The sequence below is a fragment of the Vibrio ruber DSM 16370 genome (assembly GCF_900163965.1).
In the GTDB taxonomy this organism is placed as follows: Bacteria; Pseudomonadota; Gammaproteobacteria; order Enterobacterales; family Vibrionaceae; genus Vibrio; species Vibrio ruber.
Genome location: NZ_FULE01000047.1, coordinates 108,127 through 114,126, shown reverse-complemented (window position 1 = coordinate 114,126; position 6,000 = coordinate 108,127). Strand labels below are relative to the sequence as shown.

The window sequence follows — 6,000 nt, the reverse complement described above, 5'->3', positions numbered from 1 at the left end:
ATTGTCTGAGTTGATCGAGCAAGTCGTTTCGTCTAACTTTTTTGTTCAAAAGAACCAGACGTTTGTCATCTAATGCACAGATTTGGAAAACGTTTTTTGCCAAGTCGATACTGATTACGCTACATTTCATGGTGGTCACTCCTGATTTCGATTGTTGATATCACTTCAATCATGGCACATCACGATGCCGAGTGATGGAGTGACCATCCCATCAGAAGATCTTTTTTGTTTGGCGGTGTCGCACGTTGTCCAGAACCGGCTTTTACGGGCGTCCTGCCCGGAAAAGCCTAACCATTCATCCTTGAATGGTTTTCTTTGTTGAGTGGTTGATTCTAGTTGGGTGAAACATTGAATCAATGAAGCCAAATTGATCGATGATCTCAGGGTAAAATTCATGGATGAATTTTAAGCTTTTTGTGAGCAGGAGCGAATAAAAGTGACCCTGATTATGTGCACTGAACTCAAACCCTAAGCATTTTGGGGTACTTTTTCTGCTGTGAAAAAGTACCTGGGGCGCAGGCGGAGGTGGTAATGAGATCGGAGAAGTCATTGCGCACCAAACACCCGCATTACAATTTTATCTTCTTGGCCTCCGGCTCCCAGATTTGACGCACAATTACGTTTTTCGGTTTCAGAGGCATCAGTGCTCCGTGCGCCAGTTCATCTTTCAGAGATGAAAGACGAACCAGAAAATCTTTTTTGTTGGCTTGGGCGTGTGCTTTCCAGAACCGGCTTTTACGGGCGTCCTGCCCGGAAAAGCCTAACCATTCATCCTTGAATGGTTTTCTTTGTTGAGTGGTTGATTCTAGTCGGGTGAAACATTGAATCAACGAAGCCAAATTGATCGATGATCTCAGGGTAAAATTCATGGATGAATTTTAAGCTTTTTGTGAGCAGGAGCGAATAAAAGCGCCCCTGATTCAGTGCGCTGAACTTAAACTTTAGGCCTTTTGGGGTACTTTTTCGGCCTTGAAAAAGTATCTGGGGCGCATTCGGAGATGGCAATGAGATCGGAGAAGTCATTGCGCACCAAACACCCGCATTACAATTTTATCTTCTTGGCCTCCGGCTCCCAGATTTGACGCACAATTGCGTTTTTCGGTTTCAGAGGCATCAGTGCTCCGTGCGCCAGTTCATCTTTCAAAGATGAAAGACGAACCAGAAGATCTTTTTTGTTTGGCGGTGTCGCACGTTGTCCAGAACCGGCTTTTACGGGCATCCTGCCCGGAAAAGCCTAACCATTCATCCTTGAATGGTTTTCTTTGTTGAGTGGTTGATTCTAGTTGGGTGAAACATTGAATCAATGAAGCCAAATTGATCGATGATCTCAGGGTAAAATTCATGGATGAATTTTAAGCTTTTTGTGAGCAGGAGCGAATAAAAGTGACCCTGATTCAGTGCGCTGAACTTAAACTTTAGGCCTTTTGGGGTACTTTTTCGGCCTTGAAAAAGTATCTGGGGCGCAGGCGGAGGTGGTAATGAGATCGGAGAAGTCATTGCGTCCCAAACAACAGAGCCACCATTTGGCATGATGGCCTGATAGTCTTGATTGTTATGCTTTGGTTTAACAGTAGACATTATGGCAGATCCGATGTTTGCCATTTTGCCATGAGGGCTGAGGGTTTTTGGATATAAGGTGCCCACCGTGTATCACCGTCCAAAAAGGTTTTTTCAAACGCGAGCACGAGCGCTGCCACACCTCGACCTGCCTGAGTAGGATAAGCCCAGTCAAAATGACCACCAAGACCTAATACGGCTAGAATTTTGGGGGTGTTTGAAATTGATCGGTAAACGCCATCTGATTGACCGAGGCCGCCGAGAACGGTGGTATCCAGAGCACCGTTAAGTAACAAGGCTGGAATTTTGATTAACCGGCCACTGGCATAAGCGGCATCAAGAAGCTCCTTCGGTGAATACCAGGAATAGATGTCAGTGTTATACCAGGCGGTCATGTTGTGGCCAGCAAGACTTAGAACTGTTGCGAGTTCGTCTCTGTGTTTGCCCGCATTAATCCAAGAGGCTCCTCCGCCCATAGACCATCCCATGATTCCGACTTTGTCTGTATCCAGCTTACCTCTGAGAGGGCTGCCCAAACGGGTGTTTTCGCTTCTAAGGGCCTTAACGACTCGCCATTGCTGATTGTCTCGGGCTGTCACTTGGTCAAAAATGGTGGTGGTATCCATCGTGACAAGAACTATACCGTGAGATGCAAACCAAGGCCCCCAGGCTGCAAAAGCGATCTGTTTGGACATAAACGGTGGGCAGAACACAATGCCTGAATATGGTGGTTCTGCATTGGCGGGATAATATACTCTGGCTCTTGCCGGTAAGTTGACATAGGCACCGGGAAGCTCGTATGAGCTGACATCATAGGGGCCTTTTTCGTCGTATAGGCCGGGGGCTTCTTCATCACGACAGATGGCTCCATCCGGACAACTGCCACTAATGTGGTTCTCGGCGTGACGGCGCAGTGTAAATATCTGATTTTCCTTGCCAGTGCTGGTCGATTGCATGACGTTGGTATCGTTTTCTTCGGATAAATTATTAACATTCAGGCTCATGTCTGTGCCGCGGGTAATAATCTGATAATTGCCGTTTCCAGTTTCAGCAAATCGGAACTGTTGGCAGACGCCACCCTCATAGCGCCATGTCTGGATATTGGCACCGACATTCGGACTGCATTTGGATACGTCGAACGCTTGGTCTGGCGCGATAACTGGTGTGATCCGGTGCCAGATTCCGTCGACGGGAGTAATGATGAATTTCTGGGATTCACCGCCCCAATAGTCATTCAGAGTAATGTTCGTACCGTCTATGGTGCCCCACTGCGAGGTGTCCAGCGCCTTGCCACTTTGGGTAACGATCAAAGAATACGTGCCGTTGATAATAGCATTTTCAGCAAAGGCCCCTTTGACAACGAAAGTCATTAGCATCAGTACTATCATATACATGATGGAGGTGACTTTGATTTTATGATTGTCTTTCATGGTGTCTCCTTATTGTTTCTTATTCCAAGTAAACAATTTTTTGGTAAACCAACTGAGTTTTGACTTTTTTAAAAGAGTCATTTTTCACGCTATTGACACAGGTATGAAAATATATTTGGTTAAAAAATGTACAATAGCTAAAGCAAGAATAGCAAACAGTTGCATATTTGTAGCAAAAGATGAATGAAGTGTGTGTCACTGTACATATTTGAATGCGATGAAATTCGCGGGGCAGGTCTGTTTTTGAAGGTGCGTATCGAGGACACACACAACAGCGATGATACCGAGCACTTTAAGGTGTGTGTCCTGATAAGCGACTAATTAAACTCAAACCACCGCATTTTAGCGGTGGTTATTAAAAGTCTAGTTATCATTTTTTTTAACCAGTTTCGAGCAATAGATTTGTTCTACATAATCATCGCCATAATCTTTATAGCTCATCCCGGATAGGTAGCTTCCTTTCGGGCAATAGGTTTCCCCTGTATATTTTACATGTTTCCAGCCAACACCTTCCACGGTATGTTGAGCGACTTCTAGGCAGCGAAAAGCCTCGATACTGTCATCACCTGAATCTTCGTAATATAATTCAGTGATAATACTATTGTTGGGGCAAAAATAGTCTTTTGAGCCGTTGCCATCCATTTGTTTTGTTGTAGTTTTATACGTTGCCCATCCCCAGCTTGGTTTTTCATAATGAAATCTTTCGATACTCCGGTCAGTGTCTCCAGCGCCGTATACGGCATTAATGCCACCGTTTACCCCATACCAACCGGTTCCTTTGCCATTCATTTGTTTCCAAGATGAAGATGTTTTTTGGCCAGATTTACTGTCGATAGAAGGAGAAGAAAAATAGTCCACTGTACTGGGGAAATCTTCATAACCTTCCTGACTCTCGCCTGCAAATGTGTTCATCGACATGCAAAGAATTGTACCTGCCATCATGAGTTGTAATTGTTTTTTCATTTTTTCCGTTTCCTTATTTGATTACGAAATGCAACTAGTTGCATTTATCATTGTAGTCTATAAAAAACATGCCGGATTTTAGTATCAATTCTGTGCTGATTGGCCGCGATAGAACTTTCGCACTTGAACGTGTAGTGGTTGTGAAATTGAGAAATTGATTGCTTCCCAAACCTCAACATCTCATCTCTCAGATTTGACGCACAATTGCGTTTTTCAATTTCAGTGACATCGGTGCTCAGTGCGCCAGTTCATCTTTCAGAGATGAAAGATGAACCAGAAAATCTTTTTTGTTTGGCGGCGTCGCACGTTGTCCAGAACCGGCTTTTACGGGCCTCCTGCCCGGAAAAGCCTAACCATTCATCCTTGAATGGTTTTCTTGGTCGGGTGGTTGATTTGAATTGGGTGAAACACTGAATCAATAAAACTAAATTGATCGATGCTCTCAGGGTAAAATTCATGGATGAATTTTAAGCTTTTCGTGAGCAGGAGCGAATAAAAGCGTCCCTGATTATGTGCACTGGACTCAAACCCTAAGCATTTTGGGGTACTTTTTCTGCTGTGAAAAAGTACCTGGGGCGCAGGCGGAGATGGCAATGAGATCGGAGAAGTCATTGCGCACCAAACCACAGAGCCACCATTTCTCCCCCTAAACACTTGCATTACAAGTTTTCTCTTCTTAGCCTCCGGCTCCCAGATTTGACGCACAGTCCCGTTGTTCGATTTCAGAGGCACCGGTGCTCTGTGCGCCAGTTACTCTTGCAGAGATGCAAGCGTAACCAGAAAATCTTTTTTGTTTGGCGGCGTCGCACGTTGTCCAGAACCGGCTTTTACGGGCCTCCTGCCCGGAAAAGCCTAACCATTCGTCCTTGAATGGTTTTCCTCGTTTGGCGGTTGATTTGAATGGAGTGAAACATTTTAAAAGCGAAGCCAAATTGACCGATGATCTCAAGGGGAAAATTCAGGACGAATTTTCAGGATTGCTTGAGCAGGATGCGAATCAATCCGACCCTGATAACGAGCACTGAACTCAAACCCTAAGCATTTTGGGGTACTTTTTCTGCTGTGAAAAAGTACCTGGGGCGCAGGCGGAGATGGCAATGAGATCGGAGAAGTAATTGCGTCCCAAACACCTGCATTATAATTTTATCTTCTTGGCCTCCGGCTCCCAGATTTGACGCACAGTCCCGTTGTTCGATTTCAGAGGCACCGGTGCTCAGTGCGCCAGTTACTCTTGCCAAGATGCAAGAGTAACCAGAAGATCTTTGTTTGGCTTGGGTGCATGTTGTCCAGAACCGGCTTTTACGGGCGTCCTGCCCGGAAAAGCCTAACCATTCATCCTTGAATGGTTTTCCTCGTTTGGCAGTTGATTAGAATTGGGTGAAACACTGAATCAATGAAACTAAATTGATCGACGATCTCAGGGGGAAAATTCAGGACGAATTTTCAGGATTGCCTGAGCAGGATGCGAATCAATCCGACCCTGATAACGAGCACTGAACTCAAATCCTAAGCATTTTGGGGTACTTTTTCTGCTGTGAAAAAGTACCTGGGGCGCAGTCGGAGATGCTAATGAGATCGGAAAAGTAATTGCGTCCCAAACCACAGTGCCACCATTTCTCCCCCCAAACACCTGCATTACAAGTGTTCTCTTCTTAGCCTTCGGCTCCCAGATTTGACGCACAATTGCGTTTTTCAATTTCAGTGACATCGGTGCTCAGTGCGCCAGTTCATCTTTCAGAGATGAAAGACGAACCAGAACATCTTTTTTGTTTGGCTTGGGTGCATGTTGTCCAGAACCGGCTTTTACGGGCGTCCTGCCCGGAAAAGCCTAACCATTCTCCCGGAATGGTTTTCTTGGTTGGGTGGTTGATTTGAATGGGGTGAAACACTGAATCAATGAAGCCAAATTGATCGATGATCTTAGGGGGAAAATTCAGGACGAATTTTCAGGATTGCCTGAGCAGGATGCGAATCAATCCGACCCTGATAACGAGCGCTGAACTCAAACCCCTAAGCATTTTGGGGTACTTTTTCTGCTGTGAAAAAGTAC

4 protein-coding genes are annotated in these 6,000 nt (G+C 45.2%); all 4 read right to left on the bottom strand.

Annotated elements, in window-relative coordinates; translation table 11 throughout:
* Positions 1-569 precede the first annotated feature (569 nt).
* Positions 570-869, bottom strand: a complete 300-nt coding sequence (locus VR7878_RS17015; protein ID WP_077337228.1) for a hypothetical protein — start codon at positions 867-869, stop codon at positions 570-572.
* A 373-nt stretch (positions 870-1,242) separates the two neighbouring features.
* Positions 1,243-1,578, bottom strand: a complete 336-nt coding sequence (locus VR7878_RS17010; RefSeq protein WP_077337227.1) for a hypothetical protein — start codon at positions 1,576-1,578, stop codon at positions 1,243-1,245.
* Positions 1,578-2,987, bottom strand: a complete 1,410-nt coding sequence (locus VR7878_RS17005) for a poly(ethylene terephthalate) hydrolase family protein (protein WP_077337226.1) — start codon at positions 2,985-2,987, stop codon at positions 1,578-1,580. The genes VR7878_RS17010 and VR7878_RS17005 overlap by 1 nt, the downstream gene beginning before the upstream one ends.
* Before the next feature lie 363 nt (positions 2,988-3,350).
* Positions 3,351-3,950, bottom strand: coding sequence for a hypothetical protein (locus tag VR7878_RS16995; RefSeq protein ID WP_077337224.1), 600 nt, complete (start codon positions 3,948-3,950; stop codon positions 3,351-3,353).
* Between the last annotated feature and the right edge of the window lie 2,050 nt (positions 3,951-6,000).